Here is a 20,073-nt window from a genome sequence, read left to right as displayed (position 1 = left end):
TTTAAAAGTTTAAGTTCATTCCTACTAAAAATGTTTTTGGAGCAGGATAGAATCCGTAATCAATTCCTCCACCAACAGGGTTTCCATCATTTGCAGTTGGGTCAAAACCTCTATATTTTGTAAATGTGTATAAATTATTTACTGTTGTGTACAATCTGAATTTAGAAATACCTATTTTTTCTGAAACTTTTTTGTTTAAAGTATAACCTAAGGTAACAGTTTGTATTCTCAAAAATGAAGCATCTTCCACAAAATAGCTTGAGAATAAATTATTGTTAGTTGCACCAGTTGTAACTCTTGGAACTGTATTACTTGTACCTTCACCAGTCCATCTGTCAAGAACATAATTTAAACGGTTTGCGTTGGGTACATTTCTTTCGTAATTTCTTACCATATCATTTCCTAATGAAGCATAAGAGTACGCTACTAAATCGAAGCTTTTATAGTTTAAGCTAAAATTGAATCCCATTGTAATATCAGCAATTGGATCTCCAATATCAGTTCTATCGTTAAAATCAATTTTACCATCCTTGTTAATGTCCTTAAATCTAATATCTCCCACGCTTGATGGAGTTCCAACTAAGCTACTTTGCGTTGGATGTGCGTCAACTTCGGCTTGATTTTGGAAAATGCCATCTGCTTGCAATCCGTAAAAATATCCGATACTGTAACCAGCTTGCATTCTTGCTGGTGCAAGTTGACCGATGCCAAAAGCACCTCCTTCTAATATTCCAGTACTGTTTTTTACTTCTAGAACTTCGTTGTCGATAGTCGAAATATTATAACCAAGACTGAATGTCAAGTCTTTTGAAATTTTGTCAGCATAATTGATTGAAAATTCTAATCCTTGATTTCTTACTGTTCCTGCATTAATAGTTGGTGATCCAGAACCTGGAGCATATACGCCTGTAATACCTGAAACTGGAGCATTAGGTACTAATAAATCCTTTCTTGTGTTTTTAAAAGCATCTACGGTAACATCAACTTTTTTATTAAATAATTTAATGTCCAAACCAGCATTGAACTTTTCGTCAGCTTCCCATTTTATTGCAGGATTTGGAAGTACACCAATTGCTGTACCGTTCACCAAAGTACCATTGAATACATAAGTAGCCTCTCCATTTAATAATCCACGATATCTGTAGTCCTGGATTAAATCGTTTCCTAACAAACCGTAACTAGTTCTAAACTTTAAAAAATTAATAAAACTGTCTTTTTTAAAGAATCCTTCGTCAGAGATAATCCAAGCTGCTGTTGCCGAAGGAAAAACTCCTACACGATTGTCTGGGCCAAATCTAAGGGAAACATCACGTCGTAGCATCGCTGAAAACAAATATTTTCCTTTAAAATCGTATTCTAATCTTCCAAAGTGTGACAATCTTCTAAAATCATACTCGTAAGAGCCAACATCTCTACCACCAGTTAAGCTTGTACCTAATGCTAAACTAATGTCTGCATTTTCCCAAGAATTGTTAGGAACATCATAACCGGTAGCAAACAATCCCGAACCAAACGAATTAAATATTGTAGTACCAACAGTTACCTTTACATCATGATTGGTAAAAAATTTCTTTTGGTAGGTACCATACAAATCGAATGTATAGTCGTTATCATTTACCTTGTTTTGCGACACACTACTTCTTGTTACGTCAAATACTTTACCACCATAACTAACTTGTTTTGCAAATGATTTCGAATTTGAGTTCGCAGTATTGAATCCAATTCGACCAGTTAGTTTTAAATTTGTAATAACATCGTAATCTAACGTTAAACCACCATTCAATTTTTTAAGCTTGTAATCGTTGAATGTATTGTCAATTTGAGCTAAAGGATTTATTATTTCAATACCAAATCCAGTTGTGCTTGGAACTAAAGAATAATCGCCGTTAGCATCATTTACAGGTATTGTAGAAGGAACATTTAAAGCATTAAATAGCACAGATCCTAAACCACCTTCATTTAAAGCGTCTCTATCTACAAAAGTGTAAATAAAGTTTGACGATAACTTAAATTTACTTGACAAATCAATTCCAAGTGATAGGCTAGCTGTGTTTCTCTTGAAATCTGATTTACTACCTCCTACGATTCCTTGTTGAGTTAAATCAGAAGCGCTAAGCGCATACGTTATTTTATCTGATCCTCCAGAAATTGAAAAATCATGATTTCTAATAGGAGCTGATGAAAAAACTTCGTCTTGCCAATCGGTTCCTTTGCCTAAACCAGATGCATTAGGAAAAGGTAATGCTTGTCCACCATTAGCATAGCTCTCGTTTAGTAGCAATGCATATTCGGTAGCGTTTAACAACTTCATTTTTCGACTAGTTTCTTGAACGCCTGTATAGGTATTATAAGATACTTTAGTCTTGCTGTTTTTTTGACCATTTTTGGTCTTAACTAAAATCACACCATTTGCACCAGCGGTTCCATATATTCCTGCCTGAGCATCTTTAAGTACTGTAATGCTTTCCACATCGCTAGGATTTAACAAATCTAAGTTACCTATATATCCATCAATTAAAATTAACGGTCTGTTATCACCATTTGATGATACACCTCTAATACGGATATTAAATCCAGCACCTGGTGCTCCACCCGAACCGGTTACGGTTACACCTGCAACTGTACCTTGTAAGGCTTGTTCCACCTTAACTGGTTGGATTTGGTCAATGGTTTTACTTGATACTAGGCTGATAGCTCCAGAAACATCTCTTTTCTTTTTGCTACCATATCCTATTACAACAACTTCTTCAAGTGTGTTTGCATCTTCTTGTAATGAAATGCTGATGGTTTCGTTTTTTGTGACTTTTACACGGTAATCTTTATAACCTACATAAGAAAAAACTAGTGTCGATCCAGATTCAATATTTGAAATTTTAAAATTCCCATCAATATCTGTGCTAGCACTTTGGGTAGCATTGACGACATTGATGTTTACACTTGGTAATGGAAAATTAGATTTAGAATCAACCACTTTTCCTTTTACTTCATAGGTTTGTGCAAAACCTAATGCGGAGATTAGAAATAAGGTTAATACGAGAAAATTGTTTTTCATAATTAGTTAGATTTTTTAGAACCATAAAATTAATTTTTAGATGGTGACTTTTGTAAAAATTAACTACAACAAAAAACATACAATTTAAAAAAAGGCGTCATTTTTTTCATTATTGCTAAAAACTGTCAGTATTAACAAGATATTATGATAACTTAAATTAACACAAAACAGTAGATTTAAATGTAGAATAAGGCTTTCGCAAACGATGTTGTTGAGGTATTGTATAGGTAAATTTAGAAATAATACATCAATTTATATCGATAAAATGTACTCAACAAGTCCTTTTTCGTGAGGTAATTCCATTTTTTTACGCAAACGATATCGTTTAATTTCGATACTTCTTACAGAAATATTTAACAATGGGGCAATTTCTTTAGAAGATAGGTTTAATCTTAAGTAAGCACACAATCGCAAATCGTTTGGAGTTAATAATGGATGAGCAGCTTTTATTTTCTTTAAAAAGTCTTTATCAGCATTATCGAATGCTTCTTTAAATACATTCCAAGTATCTTCTTCGGAAATGTTTTTACTGATGGTCGATATAACAGATTTTATATTAATATTCTTATTTGTAGAAGAATCGTCTGAAGTCTTTTTCAAATCTTCTTTAATAAGTGATAAAAGCTCATTTTTCTTAATCAAACTCATAGTTGAAACAGCAAGCTCTCTGTTTTTAGTATCAACATCTTGTGAAAGTTGCTCATTACGAAGTTTCATAAGTTGTTGTTCAGTTTCTAATTCTTTAATTTCAAGAAGTAAATTGTTCTCTTCTATTAATTTTTGTTCTTGTTTTAAATAAAACTTTTTATAGGTCTCATTTATATAATATGCGGCTATTAAAGCTAAGATTAAATAAATAATTATCGCAAAGTTAGTAGAATACCAAGGTTTTAATATTGTGAACTTGTACACTGCACTATTTTCTGGCGCTGAGTTAGCAACTTTGGCTCGTACTTTAAAAACATAATCGCCTGGCGCTAGATTTTTGAAATTTACCGATGATCTTGCGTTCCAATCGCTCCATTCATTTTGTACATCTTCAAGTAAATACTGATATTCAGAATTTATATATTTGTTATATTCTGGTACAGTATAATTAATTGTTATATTATTTTGGTCGTATTTAAATTCGCCTTCCGAATTGATTGAAAAGTCTGAATATTTTTCGTTTAGTTTGTTTACAGAAACATTAGCTATCGATACGCTGTAGTTTTTAAAGCTCAAATCATTAATGTTAATCGTGTAATAACCATCGGTAGTGCCAATTAAATATACAGAGTTGGATAGTTGTGTGATATTTTCATAACCCAACATAGAGTTTGTTAATGAAGAGGGAATAGGGATAGGGTTGGCTTTAAGTTGATAACTTAATTTGCTCTGCGTAAAATAGTTTAGGTAATTTTTAGAAAAAATCCAGATTTTATTAGAATCATCAACTATTAATTTACCTGAGGTGTATTCGTCTTTTTCAAAAATGGCGCTCAATTGCATGTCTTTTTCGAACTTTTTTGACTTTTGATTTAGCTTAAAAATACCTTCTTTATAAGCATAATAAATGTTGTTGTTGAACTTTGTTAAACTAGCATTCTTTCCTTTAGTTGGTGCAGCAAATGTTTTTACCGCAGATGCTTTTAAAAAAGACGCATCAACTTTAAAACTATAAATTCCTTTGTATTCGTGACTTACATAAATTTCGTTATAATTTGAAAGTTCAAAATATTTAGACGAATAGTTGAAACCTGATATTTTATTACGATAAATCCACTGATTATTTACTTTTTCTAATACGGATATTCCGTCATAATTTCCTTGTAAAAGTAGATTAGGTTTATTTGGAATCGATTCAAATTTCCACGTACCAGAATTGTTAAAAATATTTTTGGCAACATTATTTGAAACTACGAAGGTTCCTGAGTCGTGTCCACAAAATAGTGATCCATTGTACTCAAATAACGACCAAACTTGACCTTTAGTTCCAGCAATTAGTTGAAAGGAATCCGAACTTAAATAATTTTTGAAAAACAATCCCTGATTGGTTCCAATATATAATTTTCCTTGGTAAAGTTTTGAGGCGTAAACTGTTCCAAGTATTCCCGTATCGTCAGAAAAAGTTTTTACAGGCGATTGAAGATTGATGCAGTTGATGCCATTGTCCAAGCCGATCCATAAATTCTTATCGACATCTTCAAATAAAGATAAAGCTGTGTTGTTACTTAAACCTTTGTTTTGAGTAATATGGTATTTTAGTTTTCCATCATTGGATAAGATAAATATTCCGTTTGATACAGTTCCCAAGGCAAAGCTACCATCTGATAATAATTGGCTGCTATAAATACTACTTGCTGCGATTTGAGCATCTGCATCGGTAGTGAATTTTGTAATAGTATTTTGAATTAATTTATAAAATCCATTAAGCTGTGTTTGTAATAAAAGTCCTTCATCAATTGGAAAAACATTAACTATTTTATTTGACCTTATGACCAGATTATCCGATACTAGTTTGCTATTTCCGTTCTCAATTTCATATAAGCCGCCATTTACAGTTTGGAAATAAATAGCATTTGCAGTACTGTATGATTTTAAAATAGTATTTTTTGGTGTTATTATTTTGAAAGTTTTTGCTTTAGTATCATAAATAAATATCCTGCTGAGCGATTGAAATACTACCCATTGTTCGTAATGCAGTATGTTCCAAAATTGTTCGTCATCTTGAATTTTTGTTTTTATAAGTTTACTTAGTGAAGTGTATTTTAGTTTATTATTTGCAAGCCTGCTCCAGTAGCCAAACTCCATGTAACATCCTGTGTAAATCTTATTTTCAATTACTTTCACCGATCGAATTATCGTTTCGTTTGGTGAAGGATATAATGTCCAATTTGAACCATTATATTCTAAAAGTCCTTCATTGTTGGCGAAAAAAATAAAATTGTTCTTGTCTTGAGAAATCATCCAATTCTGATTTCCAGCACCATAAGTAGATGAAGGATATTTCACTATTGGAGGTAATTCTTGCGAAAAACCAATTAAAAAGAATAGACAGAGAAATGAAGTGATATATTTTGACAATTTTTTTAATTTTTAAACGTTAAATATACTATAATTTTCTAAAAAATAGCACAAAAAAACACGTCCAAATATGAACGTGTTTTATTAATAAAAATAGTATAAAATTATTTTTTTATAAAGCGTTGAGAATAAGTATTACCTGCTGTGCTAACTTTTACAATATAAACACCATTTTGTAAGTTAGCTATAGAAAAAGTTTCAACTGAAGCGCTTGAAGATCTTGTTAAAACTTCTTGTCCTAACGTATTAAAAATAGAAATTCCCGAAATTGAATCTGAATTTTCGATAGTCAATTCGTTTGTAGCTGGATTTGGATATACTTTAAATTTAGTTGTATCAAAATTACTTACACTAAGCGGTGCGCTAGTAAAATACACATTATCAATGTAAACTGTACCTGGTGTGATTCCGGTAGGAACGTCAAATTTATATTGAAACCACGTTGCAGGATTAAACCCTTGGTTTGTAAAAAATGATAGTGGAATGTTTACACTTTTCCAAGTATTTAAAACAATAGGTTCGTTTACTGAAATGGTATAAATTTTTTCAGTCACTGGAGAGTTAGAAATTAAATACAAACTAAAAGTTGTAGCATTAGTTGTCCAATAGTCAAAATGTACAAATTGCATAGTCGAAACATTTGTTTGTGCATAACCAGCACCAAAACCTGCAACGTTAAAATTGAATTGTAACGCTAGATTAGTATTGGCAGAAGGATCTAAATCTGGTTCTCCAGCTACACTTCCAAATGAATATTGAAAAGTGTTAGGATATGTTTCACCATACATACTAATTACCTGAGAAGCTGCAATTGTAGGAACAGGCGCTGGTCCAGATGGTGTTGGTAATGGTGGTGGTGGAGCAATGTTTGTTCCGCCAGCAATGTCATCAATTAAATAAGTATCTACCGAAGAATTATTAAAGTCTGTAAAGATTACCATTTTTGGGTAGTTTCCTAAACCAGCTCCAAAATTTATGGTGATGTTTTGCCAAGCTGTTCCAGTAGTTGTAAAAGGTAATTCAGTATTTACTGGTCCGCCAACTCCGTTTTCAAATTTAAGTAAATGACTTCCACTTCCCGTACCATTTACTGGTTTAATTCTGAAAGTAATGGTGTTGTTAGCATCGTTTGATAAATTTACGTTTTGTGCAAGAACAATTTGTGCATTGTCAAAAGGCTGACCGCCTCCAATTACTTGCATTACCGCGTCACCAGCATCGGTTGTTAGTGATGTTACACATCCGTCTCCAGTCATCAATTGATTGGCAGTGCTAAAGTTAAAAGGCAGTGTCTGGGAAAACCCAAATGATGCTGCCATTAAACTAATAAAAAGAGTAATTTTTTTCATAATAAAATAGATTTAGTTGATTATCAAATTTAAAACAACAATTATGTATTAGTTTTTTGTTTAACTATATAAAAACTATACAAACTAAAATGAAGCTAAATCGATTGAAATAAGGCATTTTCAATGATTCTTTCTTTTTTTTCATGTGTGAGTTATTTGCTTCTGAGAATTACTTGTAGAGGTAATGTATAGGTAATTTTCAATTCTATTAACAAATCGCAATAGTTTTTAAAATCAATTTTATAAAATTATAACATATATGGTTGATGATTGTTAAAAAATAGTATCAAAAAATAGTAAATTAAGAATTGTATTTTTCTTAAAAAATATTGTTCAAACGCCTTTTTATGTACAATTTCTCATAGTAGAATTGATTATCTTTGTCTTTAGCAAAAAAACATTATGATTACTAAAGATATATCGACTCTCGAGCCTAAAAAGAATATTTTAATTAAAGGTGCAGCAATTCATAATCTGAAGGATTTGGATGTTGCAATTCCAAGAAATAAGTTGGTTGTCATAACTGGCTTATCAGGTTCTGGAAAATCATCGCTTGCCTTTGATACTTTATATGCTGAAGGTCAACGCAGGTATGTGGAAAGTTTGTCTTCTTATGCGCGTCAGTTTCTTGGAAGACTAGATAAACCCAAAGTTGAATACATTAAAGGTATTGCTCCGGCTATTGCTATCGAGCAAAAAGTGAATACCACTAATGCTAGGTCAACCGTTGGAACTTCTACCGAAATTTATGATTATCTAAAACTTCTTTTTGCTCGAATTGGTAAAACAATTTCACCAGTTTCTGGTAATCAGGTTAAAAAAGATACCGTTACAGATGTTGTCACCAAAGTTAAATCATTTGAATTAGGGAGTAAATGGTTGCTTCTTGCTCCAATATATTTAGAAAAAGGAAGGAAGTTTGAAGATAAGCTCAAAGTACTTTTACAGCAAGGTTTTGCTAGAATTCTTGTTGATAATATAATGGTGCGTTTAGATTCTTTGGATGAAGTAAAGCCGACATTGAAAAATACTTTGCTAATAATTGATAGAATAGTGATTAGTGAAGATACTATTGATAATGAAGATTTTTATAATCGATTATCTGATGCGGTACAAACTGCTTTTTTTGAGGGTAAAGGTGAATGTTATCTTCAGGAAATTGGTTCTAATAATCGGTTGGAATTTAGTTCTAATTTTGAGTTAGATGGAATGACCTTTCTAGAGCCTAATGTGCATCTTTTTAGTTTCAATAATCCTTATGGTGCGTGCCCTACTTGTGAAGGATATGGAAATATTATCGGAATAGATGAAGATTTAGTAATTCCAAATACAGCTTTATCAATCTTCGAAAATGCAATATTTCCTTGGCGTGGAGAAAGTATGGGTTGGTATCGAGATGAATTGGTTAACAAAGCGTATAAATTTGACTTTCCAATTCACAAACCTTATTTTGAATTGACCGACTCGCAAAAAGATTTGATTTGGAAAGGCAATCACTATTTTACTGGACTGAATGATTTTTTTAAAGAATTAGAAGAAAAAAATTATAAAATTCAAAATCGCGTTATGCTTTCTCGTTACCGCGGTAAAACCAAATGTAATGTATGCAAAGGAAAGCGTCTGCGTCCCGAAGCAAATTATATTCAAGTTGGAGGAAAAACTATTTCAGATTTGGTGGATTTATCTATTAAAAAGTTAATTCCATTTTTCGCCGATTTACAGTTATCAGATTACGATACAACTGTTGCTAAGCGATTATTAATCGAAATTAATAGTAGATTGGCCTTTCTAAGTAATGTTGGATTAGAATATTTAACATTAAACCGAAATTCAGCAACGCTTTCTGGAGGAGAATCTCAACGTATTAATTTGGCCACTTCGTTAGGAAGTAGCTTGGTTGGATCCATGTACATTTTAGATGAGCCAAGTATAGGTTTGCATCCTAAAGACACCGAATTATTAATAGAGGTATTAAAAAATCTTCGTGATTTAGGAAACACTGTCATTGTAGTAGAGCACGATGAAGATATCATGAAGCAAGCCGATATGATTATAGATATTGGGCCTGAGGCAGGAACGCATGGAGGAAACTTAGTAGCCCAAGGAACCTTTGAAGAAATTTTACAATCCAATTCGCTAACAGCTCAATATTTAAACGGAGCTTTAGAAATTAAAGTGCCAAGAGCAAGAAGAAAATGGTCTACTTATATTGATATACTTGGTGCAAGAGAAAACAATTTACAAAATTTAGACGTTCGCTTTCCACTTGAATGTTTAACTGTAATAACAGGAGTTTCAGGAAGCGGGAAGAGTACGTTGGTTAAAAAAATATTATTTCCGGCCATCCAAAAACGATTGGAAGGAGTAGGCGAAAAAGCCGGTCAATTTACCGATATGCAAGGTCATTATCACAGAATTCACCATATCGAATATGTTGATCAAAATCCAATTGGAAGAAGTTCACGTTCTAATCCGGTGACTTATATAAAAGCTTACGACGAAATTCGAGATTTGTTTGCCAAAGAAAAATTATCAAAGATTAGAGGTTATTTACCAAAACACTTTTCGTTTAATGTAGACGGCGGTCGTTGTGAAACCTGTAAAGGTGACGGTAGTATCAATGTTGAAATGGTTTTTATGGCTGATGTTGAACTACCATGCGAAACTTGTGGCGGAAAGCGCTTCAAGAAAGAAATTTTAGAAGTCAAATTTGAAGAGAAAAATATTGACGATATTTTGACAATGACCATAGATGATGCTATCTTATTTTTTAATGAACACAAGCAAACTAAAATCACGCAAAAATTACAACCTTTGCAAGATGTAGGTTTGGGTTATGTACAGTTAGGTCAATCGTCATCAACGCTTTCTGGTGGTGAAGCGCAGCGCATCAAGCTTGCGTCATTTCTTGTAAAGGGAAACACTAAAGAGAAAGCACTATTCGTATTTGATGAACCAACTACGGGCTTGCATTTTCATGATATTAAAAAGTTATTGGCTTCATTCGATGCTTTAATTGATAAAGGACATTCTATTTTAGTGGTTGAACACAATTTAGATTTGATAAAATGTGCCGATTGGATTATAGATTTAGGTCCAGAAGGAGGTGAAAATGGAGGTCAATTATTAGCAGTAGGTACACCAGAGGATATTGTGAAAAACAAAAAATCGGTAACAGCTAAATATTTGAAAGATAAATTATAATTTTTTCTTTTAATTTTCAAATGGTTTTGCTGTTGGAATGTTACTATAAAAAGCGTTTTACTCTTTGTATTGTAACTAGTATTGATGTATTTTATGATCAATATTTGAGTTTGATTAACCTTTGATTTCAAAGTTATTATCTCTAAAAATACTTAATCAAAGTTTTTAAACTCAAAACTATCAGTAACATTCCAATTAAAATCGTAAGTGATTTACGTGGAATCTTATTTACCAAATAAGCACCAATTGGCGCAGCAATTACACCTCCAATTATTAAGCCAGCAATGACTTTCCATCCGCTAATTCCGTCAAAAAGTATGAAGGTAATTCCGCTTGCAAACGAAATGGCAAATTCCGCTGTATTAACCGATCCTATTGTATATCTAGGATTTCTGCCTTGTCCCATAAGGGTTGACGTTACAATTGGTCCCCAACCACCACCACCAACAGAATCCATAAATCCTCCAAATAAAGCTAAAGAACCCAGACGTTTTGTTTTTCTTTTTTTGATGCTTTTTCGTAAACCTTTAATAATAATTACTAGGGCTAAAATAATCATGTAAATTGCTATATAGGGTTTGATTGCGTTACCATCAATAACATCAGATAAAAGATAGGCGCCTAAAATTGATCCAATTACACCAGGAATAACTAAGTTCAAAACCAATTTTTTATTGATGTTTTTAAATTTATAATGAGAAATAGCTGATGCGCCAGTGGTAAACATTTCGGCTACATGAACCCCCATACTACTTGTTGCTGGGCTAACTCCAAATGTAAGTAAAAAAGATGTTGAAGTAACTCCATATCCCATTCCTAAAGTGCTATCAACCAATTGAGCAAAAATTCCTATGAGTAAGAATAGTAAAAATTCTGAGTTTAAACCATTTTGTATTTTCTCTAAAGTAAATTGATCTTGATAATTGATCAACACAATAAGTAATAAACTTAATAAGAGCACGATTGGAATTATATACCAAAGGCTTTTACTTAATTTTTGCTGATTTTCAGAAAGCTCTATTTGTTTCAAATTTTCTGTATTCATTCTATTAAATTTTTATTTTATGATAAAATGTTAGTCTTATAATATCTCGGTCGAAAAACTGGTAACCCGATACTCTTTGTTGGTACCAATACATATAGCCAAGTTCCACGGATGTGTTTTTAGATAACCCTTGTTCAACAGCAGCGTAAATTCGGTTTTGATCAAAATGGTTGTAAACAATATTTTTTCCAGCATTGATCATTATTTCATCTGCCATTTTTAACGTTGTAGTATTTTTATTTTCGTATTCAATTAACTTGTATGAAGCTTGAAAACGATATCTAAATCTGAAATTAAAATCATAACCTTTTAGCAATTCTGTACCATCATTTTTCCTAAAAAAGCGTTCGTCAATTCGGATTCTGTGCTGAATTGAAAATTTGCTTGTAATGGTAGTATTTTGATTTATTTCTTGAACAATTCTCAATTCAGGAATCGTTAAAGTTGACTCCGAATAAGGTTCTTGTGGCTCTTGAAGCGAATAGGTAAATCCTAAAGCTACGTCCGCATTTTTATAAAATTTATAATGTATTCGGGAATGCATGATGAAATGTTGGTGCTTATTATTTATCAAAAATCGGCGTTCGTCTATTTCGTTGTGCCATGTCCAATTTTCGTTTAAACTCAATTGATTATAATAGCGCATCCAATACAAACTCTGATTTGTAACTTGTTTGTTTTGCGATTTAACACTTATACTATTTAATAAAAGTAATAATAGAAATAAATTTTTTAAAGTTCTAATCATTAATGAGTATAAAAATATGATGCGAATTTAAATAAAAATATTTAGTCTATCGATTTAGTAGACTAATAAATTTACTTTTTTCGAATTATAGCAGTATAATGTCTTTAATAAACATAAAAGCTAACATTCTTGAGATAGATTTCAGAAGAATGTTAGCTTTTGCAGTAAAATTTATACTTTTTTTAAACGTAAATTAAGGATACATCTTACCATACAATCTCCGATTAAATTCGGAAATTACGATGAAACTACAACCAATTGCTAATCGGTGTCGTTGAAAAGGATTATTAGGGTATAAGTCGGTTAATGATACAATTAACAGTGCTAACGCAACAAACCATAGAATTATCATTAAAAACCAAAGTGCCTTTTTCATAATTTTTATTGTAAGGTACGAATTTATATTTTCAAGATGGCTTTTGTCAATTGAAATCATAAAAAAATCCCCAATTGATTTACAATTGAGGATTTTCTATAAAAATTGTGTTTATTTTAATTCACCAATACCCATTGACCACTAGCCAAAAGGCTTTCTGCTTTTTTAAATTTCATTTCTTCAATTCTTCCTGAAGAAACTTCTTGAACTTTTACAGTGTCGTTTCGGTTAATTTTTGGTGTTTCTCTAACTATCGTTTCAGTAACTTGACGTTGTTGAGTTTGTCCTGCTTCACGATTTTGCGCTGCCAGTTCATCCGAATTTAAAACTTCGTCTTTGCTTGTTGTATAATTTTCTTTTTGTTTAATTTCTCTAGCTTCTTGAATTGTGTTTTGCTGAGGCAAATCTCCTTTAAAAAGAAACGAAATTACTTCTTTATTTACACCATCAAGCATGTTTCTAAACAATTTAAATGCTTCTAATTTGTAAATTAGTAAAGGATCTTTTTGTTCGTGAACGGCCAATTGCACTGATTGTTTCAACTCGTCCATTTTACGTAAATGTTTTTTCCAAGCTTCGTCAACAATTGCTAATGTAATGTTCTTTTCAAAATCGGCTACCAATTGTAAACCATTGGTTTCGTATGCTTTTTTAAGATTTGTAACTACATTTAACGTTTTAATTCCATCTGAAAATGGTACAATGATTCTTTCGAATTTATTACCTTCATTTTCAAATACATTTTGAACTATCGGATAAGCTTCTCGCGCACTTCTTTCGGTTTTTTCTGTATAATATTGTAATGCTGCTTTGTATACTTTTCCAGTAAGTTCCATTTCTGATAATTTAGAAAAATCAGATTCTGAAACTGGTGATGTCATTGAAAAATAACGAATTAATTCGAATTCAAAATTCTTGAAATCGTTTCTTCCTTTATTATCGGCAACAATTACTTCGCAAGTATCGTACATCATGTTAGCGATGTCTAACTTCAATCGTTCTCCGTGCAAAGCATGACGACGACGTTTATACACTACTTCACGTTGTGCATTCATAACATCATCATATTCTAGCAAACGCTTACGCGTACCGAAATTGTTTTCTTCTACTTTTTTCTGAGCACGTTCTATCGACTTGGTCATCATAGAATGCTGAATTACTTCACCTTCTTTCAATCCCATTCTGTCCATAACTTTGGCAACTCTGTCAGAACCAAAAAGACGCATTAAATTATCTTCTAATGAAACATAAAATTGCGAACTTCCTGGATCACCTTGACGACCAGCACGACCTCGCAACTGACGGTCAACACGACGCGAATCGTGACGTTCTGTACCAATAATTGCCAATCCACCAGCAGCTTTTACTTCTGGAGAAAGCTTGATATCAGTTCCACGACCAGCCATGTTGGTTGCAATTGTTACTACACCAGATTTTCCTGCTTCTTCCACAATTTGCGCTTCTTGCTTGTGCATTTTAGCATTCAATACATTGTGTGTTACACCACGCATTTTTAACATTCGACTTAGTAATTCTGAAATTTCTACCGAGGTTGTTCCAATTAATACTGGTCTGCCTGATGCAGAAAGTTGTGTAACATCTTCGATAACGGCATTGAATTTCTCACGAACCGAACGGTAAATTAAATCTTCTTTATCTTGACGCGACATTCCCCGGTTGGTTGGAATTTCTACAACATCAAGTTTGTATATCTGCCAAAATTCGCTTGCTTCGGTGGTTGCCGTTCCGGTCATACCCGCAAGTTTGTTGTACATTCTAAAGTAATTTTGAAGCGTAATAGTTGCAAATGTTTGTGTTGCAGCTTCAATTGTAACATTTTCTTTGGCTTCAATGGCTTGATGCAATCCGTCAGAATAACGGCGACCATCCATAATACGACCTGTTTGCTCATCGACAATCATTACTTTGTTGTCCATAATTACATATTCGGTATCTTTTTCAAAGATTGTATATGCTTTTAGCAATTGCGTTAGCGTGTGAATTCTTTCCGACTTAATTCCGAAATCTTGAAACAATTTTTCTTTTGCTTCTGCTTCAACATCTTTGTCAAGATTTTGCTTTTCGATATTTGCAATTTCAGTTCCGATATCTGGTAAAACGAAGAAATTATCATCAGTATCTTTTGATAAAAATTTAATTCCATTATCGGTTAATTCCACTTGGTTGTTTTTTTCTTCAATTACAAAGTACAACGCTTCATCTACCTTTGGCATTTCGCGGTTGTTGTCTTGCATGTATTGATTTTCAGTTTTCTGAAGTAGTTGTTTGATTCCTTCTTCACTTAAAAATTTAATCAATGCTTTGTTTCTTGGTAAAGAGCGGTATGCTCTTAGTAATTGAAATCCACCATCTTTAGTATTTCCTTCTTTTATTAAACGTTTGGCTTCGGTTAGGAATCCGTTTGCCAACTGTCTTTGTAAGTTGAAAAGGTTTTCTATTTTTGGTTTCAATTCTGTAAATTCATGACGATCGCCATCTGGAACCGGACCAGAAATTATTAATGGTGTTCTTGCATCATCAATTAAAACCGAATCGACCTCATCGACTATAGCGTAGTTGTGCTTTCTTTGAACTAAATCTTCAGGAGCATTAGCCATATTATCACGAAGGTAATCAAAACCAAATTCGTTGTTAGTTCCATAGGTAATATCAGCTTCGTAGGCTTTTCTTCTTGCGTCAGAATTAGGCTGGTGGTTATCAATACAATCTACTGTTAAGCCATGAAATTCAAATAATGGTGCTTTCCAAGTACTATCACGACGTGCAAGATAATCATTCACAGTTACCAAGTGAACGCCATTTCCTGTCAAAGCATTTAAATAGAGTGGAAGCGTTGCCACAAGAGTTTTACCTTCACCCGTTTGCATTTCAGAAATTTTACCTTGATGCAATACGATACCGCCAATAAGCTGAACGTCGTAGTGAATCATATCCCAAGTAATTTCTTTTCCAGCAGCATTCCAGGTGTTTGCCCAATTCGTTTGGTCACCAACAATAGTAATGTATGGTTTTGTAGCCGAAAGTTCTCTGTCTTTTTCGGTTGAAGTTACAGTAATTGTGGTGTTGTCTTTAAAACGTTTTGCAGTTTCTTTAACAACAGCAAAAGCCTCTGGCAAAATATCCATCAATACTTTTTCAGAAATTTCATACGCTTCTTTTTCTAAAGTATCAATTGCGTTATAAATTTCTTCTCTATCGTCTATATCTGGCGTATTTTCAGCTTGCAATTTTTTAGCTGCAATGGCAGCATCTTTTTCGGCTCTTGCCGATTTAATTTTAGCTTTAAATTCGGCAGTTTTTGCTCTCAAATCATCATGTGATAAGGAAGACAATGTGCTTTCGAATGATTTTATTTTGGTTACCAAAGGTTGAATTGACTTTACATCTTTCTCAGATTTATCGCCAACAAATGCTTTAAGTATGCTGTTTATGAAACTCATAACTGTGTTAATTTATAATTTTTAATTCGGTATGTAAATTTAAACAAAAAAAAAGCCTCTCAGGAGACTTTTTTCTGTTGTGGTTGTCTATTTTTTAATATTCATCCTCGTTCCAAAGATAATCTTCGTCGGTTGGATAATCTGGCCAAATTTCTTCCATTGATTCATATATTTCACCTTCATCTTCTATAGATTGCAGGTTTTCAACTACTTCGAGTGGCGCACCAGCTCTAATTGCATAGTCAATAAGTTCATCTTTGGTTGCTGGCCACGGTGCATCGCTCAAATAAGATGCTAATTCTAATGTCCAATACATCTTCTTTCGGGTTTTAGTTTGTGCAAAAATAAATTTTTTACTGAAAAAGTCAAGTTTTTTTTGATTTATTTTCAAATAAGTTTAAGAACGTCTTTTATGATTACAGATTTTTGACTACAGATTTTAGATTTTCACTAAAAAATCGTTACTTACATTACTGCTTTTCTGGCTTCTGAAATTTTGACTTCTATTTTCTTGGAATCCATTGAACTTCGTTAGCGTTTAAATCGTGGGACAACTTTCGTGCCAATACAAAAAGGTAGTCAGAAAGTCGGTTTAGGTATTTAATTGCGGTATCTGGAACAGGTTCATTATGACTTAAATGTACTGATAGACGCTCGGCGCGACGGCAAACGCAGCGAGCAATGTGACAATATGACACAGTTGTGTGTCCGCCTGGAAGTATAAAGTGTGTCATTTGCGGAAGCGCATCTTCCATAGCATCGATTTCGTTTTCTAGAAGTTCGATGTCTGAGTCGATAATCCCGAGATTTTGCAATCGTTTCTCGCCATTTTTTAATAGTTCTTTTTCTGGTGGTGTTGCCAGAATTGCGCCAACAGTAAACAATCTATCCTGAATTTCTATTAAAATTTCTTTGTAGTGTTGGTTCATTTCTTGATCACGAATTAAACCTATGTGCGAATTCAATTCGTCGACAGTTCCATAACTTTCTATTCTAGCGTGATCTTTTGGAACTCTTGTTCCTCCAAATAGTGCTGTAGTTCCATTGTCACCAGTTTTGGTATATACTTTCATTTTTTTCGATTCTAAGAAGTAAAGTTGGCTAAGTTACTTAGATTTTTTTATTTTTTGTTAAAATAGAATGGATTGTTTGTAGCCTGGATTTCTTTATAAAGCTTTCATTTTAACGGTGTCTATTGAACCTCGTTTAACTAAATAATATTCCTTTTTTTAATTGTAAAATATGAAATAAAAGCTGGAATTACTATTATATTTAAAGAGTTACACCTTGACTTCAAGAATTATTTTTTAATATGTTGGTTTTGCATATCGCTTTCTATCAATCCATCGCGCAGTCGAATAACTCGGTGTGCATATTCGGCAATTTCTTCCTCGTGAGTTACTAAGATTACGGTATTTCCGTTGGCGTGAATGTCGCCAAAAAGCTTCATGATTTCGACCGAGGTTTTACTGTCTAGATTTCCTGTTGGCTCATCGGCTAGTATTATAGAAGGTCGGTTTACCAATGCTCTTGCAACAGCTACTCGCTGGCGTTGTCCTCCAGAAAGTTGGTTGGGTTGGTGATCCATTCTATCAGAAAGGTTTACCTGTGTTAAAACTTCTGTAGCACGAATATTTCGTTCCGATTTGGAATATCCAGCGTAAACCATTGGCAAAGCAACGTTGTCTAAAGCGGTGGTTCTTGGTAGCAAATTGAACGTTTGGAAAACGAAACCAATTTCCTTGTTACGTATTTCCGCCAGTTCGTCATCATTCATTTTAGAAACGTCTTTTCCGTTCAGTATGTACGATCCTGACGTTGGTGTATCAAGGCATCCTAAAAGGTTCATTAAAGTAGATTTTCCTGAACCTGATGGTCCCATGAGCGCTACATATTCGCCTTTATTTATTTGTAAATCGATTCCTTTTAAAACATTTATTATTTCGGTTCCCAATACGAAATCTCTTTTGATGTTGGAAATATTGATGAGTGAATTTGACATATATAATAGATTAACAATTGTATTAGTATCATTTATTTTCTGAACGTTACAAAGTTGAAAAATTATTATGTCATAATTATGTAAATGTTTAATTAAAATGTGTAACACGGTGGATTGATGTTGCACGTAAGTTTGTAATGTAAAATTTAACTAATCAATAAAACTAAATTTATTATGAAAAAAGGTATTTTAAAATTCGGATTGTTTTCAATGATCGTATTAGGAATGGTTTCTTGTAAAGACGAGAAAAAAGATGAAGCGGATAAAAAAATTGCAGCTTTAGAAAAATATGTAGATTCTTTAAAAACTGCAACTGCTGATGATTTAGAAACTAATTGGGATGCCATTGCGATGAGTTATGAAACAAGAACTAGCGAAGCAAATGATGCTTTAGCAGCTTTAAACGAAGACGTTAGAGTTAAAACGCAAGAGCAATATGATGCTGTAAATGCAAGGTATGAAGAAGTTAAAGCTGGTGTTGTGGCTAAAATGGAAGCTAAAAAAGCAGCTACAAATCCTAAACAAACTTTAAGAGATAAATTATTTGGAGCTGGAAAAATAGGCGATGATATGAGTTTTGCTTGGGTAAATAAAGATAATATCTTGGCTACTTACGAAACATTTTTCCAATCATATAAAGATAATAAAGAGAATTTCTCTAGAGAAGATTATGATGAAATTAAGTTGATGTATGAAGCATTAGATACAAGAAAAAATACTGTTGAGAAAGAAGGATTATCTTCTGAGGATAATGGTAAAATTGCATCAATCAAATTCAAATTTGCTCCAATGTTTAAAGTTAATAGAATTGGTGCTAAATCGGAAGAAAATGCTGCGGCTAAAGAATAACAAACAACTATAAATTTGAGAAAAGGCAATCAGAAATGGTTGTCTTTTTTTATGTTCTAATCACAAAATGTTCTTTCACTTGTTCGAATCTAAAAAAAACAATTCCCCATTGAAAAGTATCAATAGTAACGGTAACTTTTGGATGAATTTTTATAATTTCCCAAGCTTCTTCCATATCTTTACTCCAATGAATATCATCAAAAATCCATACAGTATCATTTGTAATTGTTGGAAGTAATAGTTCAAAATACTCTAAAGTTGCTTTTTTGGAATGGTTGCCGTCGAAGTAAACTAATTTGTAGGTTGTAGGTTGTAGGTTTTTTAGATACTCTTCAAATTTGGTATTTACGCATTCAACATTATTGATATTGAATTTTTGTAATTGCAATTGACATTGATTAATTGTATTTGGACAACCTTCTAAAGTAATAACTTTTGAATTATTTTTTAGCTTCGCTCTGTTCGTTTTCGACTCGAGTCCTAAAGATAGAGTAGAAGTAGCTAATCCTAATGAAGTTCCTATTTCAAGAATGTTTTCGGGCTGAAAATAGCGGACAATTCTAAATAATAATTTGGCTCTTTTCGATGATATTCCAGCATTTTTAGCAATTTGATTGATTGGTCGAGTAGTACTTTTAAAAATTCGTGAACCAGCACCAAAATCAATTACTTCAATCGTTCTTTTATTTTGTAAAAGTGAATTTCTGTAATCTTTTAATATGGAATACTCATTATACTTCTTTTTATCATAAAAACATTTAGTGACCAAATTGTAAACAAACGGCGAATGCACTCCGTGTTGATTCTTGGAGTTCCAAATGAATTTTAGGTATGATTTTATAGATTGTAGCAAATTTTTTTATTACACAAAGTTACACGAAGATATCACAGAGATACACAAAGTTACCATAATCTGTCTAA

General features: G+C 32.7%; 13 protein-coding genes. 2 read left to right on the top strand and 11 right to left on the bottom strand.

Features of this window, described 5'->3' with window-relative positions; translation table 11 throughout:
* Position 1: 1 nt before the first annotated feature.
* From ACZ098_RS03140 to ACZ098_RS03130, 3 genes are all read right to left on the bottom strand, one after another.
* Entirely contained in the window at positions 2 to 3,052 is a 3,051-nt protein-coding gene (locus tag ACZ098_RS03140) for a SusC/RagA family TonB-linked outer membrane protein (protein WP_487310277.1), read from the bottom strand.
* A gap of 252 nt (positions 3,053 to 3,304) precedes the next feature.
* A complete protein-coding gene (locus ACZ098_RS03135) occupies positions 3,305 to 6,118 on the bottom strand; it encodes a helix-turn-helix and ligand-binding sensor domain-containing protein (RefSeq protein ID WP_487310276.1) in 2,814 nt (937 codons plus the stop codon).
* Between the two features lie 104 nt (positions 6,119 to 6,222).
* A complete protein-coding gene (locus tag ACZ098_RS03130) occupies positions 6,223 to 7,467 on the bottom strand; it encodes a T9SS type A sorting domain-containing protein (protein ID WP_487310275.1) in 1,245 nt (414 codons plus the stop codon).
* A 402-nt stretch (positions 7,468 to 7,869) separates the two neighbouring features.
* Here ACZ098_RS03130 and uvrA point away from each other — a divergent pair, with 402 nt between their 5' ends.
* Complete coding sequence (gene uvrA / locus ACZ098_RS03125; protein WP_487310274.1) at positions 7,870 to 10,671, top strand: excinuclease ABC subunit UvrA; 2,802 nt, start codon at positions 7,870 to 7,872, stop codon at positions 10,669 to 10,671.
* A gap of 142 nt (positions 10,672 to 10,813) precedes the next feature.
* On the opposite strand, the gene ACZ098_RS03120 is transcribed toward uvrA, so the two are convergent.
* The 7 genes from ACZ098_RS03120 to ACZ098_RS03090 all read right to left on the bottom strand — a co-directional run bounded on the left by ACZ098_RS03120 (position 10,814) and on the right by ACZ098_RS03090 (position 18,303).
* A complete protein-coding gene (locus ACZ098_RS03120) occupies positions 10,814 to 11,716 on the bottom strand; it encodes a sulfite exporter TauE/SafE family protein (RefSeq protein ID WP_487310273.1) in 903 nt (300 codons plus the stop codon).
* 4 nt (positions 11,717 to 11,720) lie between these two features.
* Entirely contained in the window at positions 11,721 to 12,464 is a 744-nt protein-coding gene (locus ACZ098_RS03115) for a DUF2490 domain-containing protein (protein ID WP_487310272.1), read from the bottom strand.
* A gap of 193 nt (positions 12,465 to 12,657) precedes the next feature.
* A complete protein-coding gene (locus tag ACZ098_RS03110) occupies positions 12,658 to 12,840 on the bottom strand; it encodes a hypothetical protein (protein WP_487310271.1) in 183 nt (60 codons plus the stop codon).
* A gap of 116 nt (positions 12,841 to 12,956) precedes the next feature.
* Positions 12,957 to 16,301 (bottom strand): preprotein translocase subunit SecA, encoded by a 3,345-nt coding sequence (gene secA / locus ACZ098_RS03105; RefSeq protein ID WP_487310270.1) that lies wholly within the window; start codon positions 16,299 to 16,301, stop codon positions 12,957 to 12,959.
* A 94-nt stretch (positions 16,302 to 16,395) separates the two neighbouring features.
* Positions 16,396 to 16,617 (bottom strand): DUF2795 domain-containing protein, encoded by a 222-nt coding sequence (locus ACZ098_RS03100; RefSeq protein ID WP_022828503.1) that lies wholly within the window; start codon positions 16,615 to 16,617, stop codon positions 16,396 to 16,398.
* Positions 16,618 to 16,804: 187 nt separating this feature from the next.
* Positions 16,805 to 17,374: a cob(I)yrinic acid a,c-diamide adenosyltransferase gene (locus tag ACZ098_RS03095; protein ID WP_487310269.1), complete on the bottom strand. Its 570-nt coding sequence runs from the start codon at positions 17,372 to 17,374 to the stop codon at positions 16,805 to 16,807.
* A 227-nt stretch (positions 17,375 to 17,601) separates the two neighbouring features.
* Complete coding sequence (locus tag ACZ098_RS03090) at positions 17,602 to 18,303, bottom strand: ABC transporter ATP-binding protein (protein WP_487310268.1); 702 nt, start codon at positions 18,301 to 18,303, stop codon at positions 17,602 to 17,604.
* A 174-nt stretch (positions 18,304 to 18,477) separates the two neighbouring features.
* On the opposite strand from ACZ098_RS03090, the gene ACZ098_RS03085 reads away from it, so the two are divergent.
* Positions 18,478 to 19,152, top strand: a complete 675-nt coding sequence (locus ACZ098_RS03085; protein ID WP_487310267.1) for a hypothetical protein — start codon at positions 18,478 to 18,480, stop codon at positions 19,150 to 19,152.
* 49 nt (positions 19,153 to 19,201) lie between these two features.
* Here ACZ098_RS03085 and ACZ098_RS03080 read toward each other — a convergent pair whose 3' ends face one another.
* On the bottom strand, positions 19,202 to 20,005 hold the full coding sequence (locus ACZ098_RS03080; protein WP_487310266.1) for an O-methyltransferase: 804 nt from the start codon (positions 20,003 to 20,005) through the stop codon (positions 19,202 to 19,204).
* Positions 20,006 to 20,073 lie beyond the last annotated feature (68 nt).

It is taken from the genome of Flavobacterium sp. SP2 (assembly GCF_057626655.1).
This window is presented reverse-complemented; position numbering and strand designations above follow the sequence as displayed.

Bases quoted from the DNA above. Each gene is read 5' to 3' on its own strand.
- ACZ098_RS03110 (WP_487310271.1), bottom strand. From the start codon at position 12,840: ATGAAAAAGGCACTTTGGTTTTTAATGATAATTCTATGGTTTGTTGCG.
- ACZ098_RS03100 (WP_022828503.1), bottom strand. From the start codon at position 16,617: ATGTATTGGACATTAGAATTAGCATCTTATTTGAGCGATGCACCGTGG.
- secA (WP_487310270.1), bottom strand. From the start codon at position 16,301: ATGAGTTTCATAAACAGCATACTTAAAGCATTTGTTGGCGATAAATCT.
- ACZ098_RS03120 (WP_487310273.1), bottom strand. From the start codon at position 11,716: ATGAATACAGAAAATTTGAAACAAATAGAGCTTTCTGAAAATCAGCAA.
- ACZ098_RS03090 (WP_487310268.1), bottom strand. From the start codon at position 18,303: ATGTCAAATTCACTCATCAATATTTCCAACATCAAAAGAGATTTCGTA.
- ACZ098_RS03140 (WP_487310277.1), bottom strand. From the start codon at position 3,052: ATGAAAAACAATTTTCTCGTATTAACCTTATTTCTAATCTCCGCATTA.
- ACZ098_RS03095 (WP_487310269.1), bottom strand. From the start codon at position 17,374: ATGAAAGTATATACCAAAACTGGTGACAATGGAACTACAGCACTATTT.
- ACZ098_RS03130 (WP_487310275.1), bottom strand. From the start codon at position 7,467: ATGAAAAAAATTACTCTTTTTATTAGTTTAATGGCAGCATCATTTGGG.
- uvrA (WP_487310274.1), top strand. From the start codon at position 7,870: ATGATTACTAAAGATATATCGACTCTCGAGCCTAAAAAGAATATTTTA.
- ACZ098_RS03115 (WP_487310272.1), bottom strand. From the start codon at position 12,464: ATGATTAGAACTTTAAAAAATTTATTTCTATTATTACTTTTATTAAAT.
- ACZ098_RS03085 (WP_487310267.1), top strand. From the start codon at position 18,478: ATGAAAAAAGGTATTTTAAAATTCGGATTGTTTTCAATGATCGTATTA.